This window comes from Paenibacillus sp. OT2-17 (genome assembly GCF_009827695.1).
In the GTDB taxonomy this organism is placed as follows: Bacteria; Bacillota; Bacilli; order Paenibacillales; family Paenibacillaceae; genus Paenibacillus; species Paenibacillus polymyxa_B.
The window spans coordinates 1-2,551 of the sequence record NZ_WUDQ01000531.1 but is presented as its reverse complement, the minus strand read 5'-3'; the positions used below and the strand labels follow the sequence as shown (position 1 = coordinate 2,551).

General features: G+C 50.5%; 1 protein-coding gene and 1 pseudogene. Both read left to right on the top strand.

Annotation, left to right across the window (positions count from 1 at the left end):
• Positions 1-47 precede the first annotated feature (47 nt).
• The gene (abc-f, locus tag GRP75_RS24150; protein WP_071558982.1) at positions 48-1,898 is read left to right on the top strand and encodes a ribosomal protection-like ABC-F family protein; all 1,851 of its coding nucleotides are present in this window, start codon (positions 48-50) and stop codon (positions 1,896-1,898) included.
• Between the two features lie 467 nt (positions 1,899-2,365).
• A pseudogene (gene pheS / locus GRP75_RS24145) lies at positions 2,366-2,551 on the top strand (phenylalanine--tRNA ligase subunit alpha); the annotation flags it as partial.

The following is a 2,551-nucleotide window of genomic DNA, read 5'->3' as shown; positions in this document are numbered from 1 at the left end:
ATTGCTTCCGGGATCAAAAAACCGGACTGGGAAAGGATGATCGTGGTATGAGAACAATTTTGCGTATTCGCAATGTAGTAAAGGATTGGAACGGGACATCTTTATTTGAGAATGTGTCGCTGGATGTGATGGAAGGAGAACGGCTCGCACTGTTTGGAAGAAATGGAGCAGGTAAAACGACGCTATTGCGAATATTGCTGGGAGATGAAGCACCAACCTCTGGTCAAGTAGAGCATGATTTGCCACTGGAAGAGCGGGGCTGGCTGAAGCAGCAGGATACGGTGGCTTGGTCTCGAACCGCACTGGAGGCCGCACAGCAGGCCAGCCCTCGGCATTGGCGTCTCAAGCAAGCGTTGGGACAGCTGGAAGCTGACCTAGCCGATGCTGGGAAGGATATGGAGCATCATCTGGAGCGTTACGGCGAGCTAATGGATGAATACGAACGCCTGCAAGGCTTTGCCTGGGAGTCTGAGGTGGAAAAGGCGCTCACTCGAATGGGAATGCCTGTCCAGACGTGGTCCATTGCTTATGGTGACCTGAGTGGTGGCCAGAAGACGAGAGTGCGATTGGCCGGACTCATGGTCAGGCAGCCGAAGCTGCTGGTGTTGGATGAGCCGACCAACCATTTGGATGCCGAAAGCTTGCTTTGGCTGGAGCAGTGGCTGTCTACGTATCCGGGAACGCTGCTGTTTGTATCGCATGACAGAGCCTTTTTGGATCGGGTGGCTACGAGTATAGTTGAGCTCACATCGACAGGTATTGGGCGCTATAAAGGCGGCTATAAGGAATATAAAGCGCAAAAGGAGCGGGAACTGCGAGAGCAGGAAGCCAGCTATCGAAAGCAGGAGCTGGCGAAACAGGCGTTGGAGGAAACGATTCGAAATTACAGGGAATGGTTTCATCAGGCGCATCGTGGCGCATCCAAGGTTGAGATGGCCGTTACGCAGAGCTTTTATAAGGCCAAGGCTAAAAAAAATATTTCCCGTTATCATGCGAAGGAGAAGGAACTGGAGCGACTGGAGGCCAATAGAGTAGAGCAACCGCGTGAGGCTGCGTCTTTGCACATGAAATTAAGTGACAGCGGGTTTCAGGCAAAATATTTGCTGCGTGCTGAGCAGGTTGACTTTAGCTACGACGACCGTATCATTGTGAAAAATCTAAATCTGATCGTTGCACGTGGAGACCGTCTGGCTGTTCGGGGGCCCAATGGAATTGGTAAAACCACGCTGCTTCGGTTATTAACAGGTCAACTGGAGCCGCAGACGGGAAAAATCACAGCCAACCCACAGTTGAACATCGGATATTTTTCACAGGAGTTGGAGCAGCTTCCGGAGGATCAAACGTTGCTGGACAGTCTGCTTGCGCTCCCGACGATGACCCAAACAGAAGCGAGAACGGTATTAGGCTGCTTTCTTTTTGCGAAAGAGGACGTGTTTAAAAAGATCGGGACACTTAGTATGGGAGAAAAATGCAGGGTAGCTTTTCTGCGTCTGTACTTTAGTGGAGCCAATCTGCTGGTGCTGGATGAACCGACGAATTATTTTGACATTGAAACCCGTGAAATTGTAGAGGATTCTTTGCGTAACTATGATGGAGCACTGGTGCTCGTCTCACATGATCGGGAGCTGGTGAGGTACACGGCAACTCGGTTACTCGATATGAAGCCGGGGGGCGGATATGAAATCTATGAGGGGACAGCCGACGAAAAGCAAGAAGATGAGCGGAGCCGTCAACGGGAGCCAGAAGACCAGGAGCGGCGTGAGGAACGTCTTCGATTACAATTGCGTCTTACAGAGTTGATGGGAATGACGGGCACGAATGACGAAAATGAGAAGTTGTTGAGCGAAATCAGGCGCATTCGTGCAAATCTGGAGCGGTTGGATGATCTCGATATCTAAAGAAATGAACGTATGCCCTGCTTGCCAAAGCGCGGTAGTTTGCATATAATAATGAACAATAGTTCGAATTTTTGAAAATGTCTTGATGGAGAAGAGTAGACAGTGTCCGATTGAACAGGGAGGAAGCGCCGTAGGATTGAGAGCGTTTCTGCAAATACTGGGCTGTTGAAGTTCGCTCCGGAGCAGTTCCTTGAACCTCAGGCGCCATGTGAATGGCGAATGTGCAAGTAGGGGATACCGGTTCACGACCGTTACAACGTGCAGAGCGAGACGATGATGCATAGCATGAACAATCACCTGTAACTAGTTGCCGTAAGGCAGAACGCCGGGTGAGCTGAGCTTATTGTCTAACGAGGGTGGTACCACGGTCTTTTCGTCCCTTACCGGGAGAAAAGACCTTTTTTTGTTGTCTGAAAAGCTGGATATGAAGAAAGGGGACTGAACAGGCGATGAGCGAAACCATCCAAATGAAGGAACATTTGCTGGCCTTGAAGGAAGAAGCACTGGAAGTATTGGAGAAGGTGGCAACACCCAAGGAGCTGGCTGATTTACGGGTCAAATATTCGGGGAAAAAGGGCGCACTGACTGAAATCTTGCGCGGTATGGGCAAGCTGAGCGCGGAAGAGCGTCCGGTTGTTGGACAGGTAGCCAAT

What these genes read in the sequence shown, in the direction of transcription:
- abc-f (WP_071558982.1), top strand. Translation starts at nt 48, where the DNA reads ATGAGAACAATTTTGCGTATTCGCAATGTAGTAAAGGATTGGAACGGG.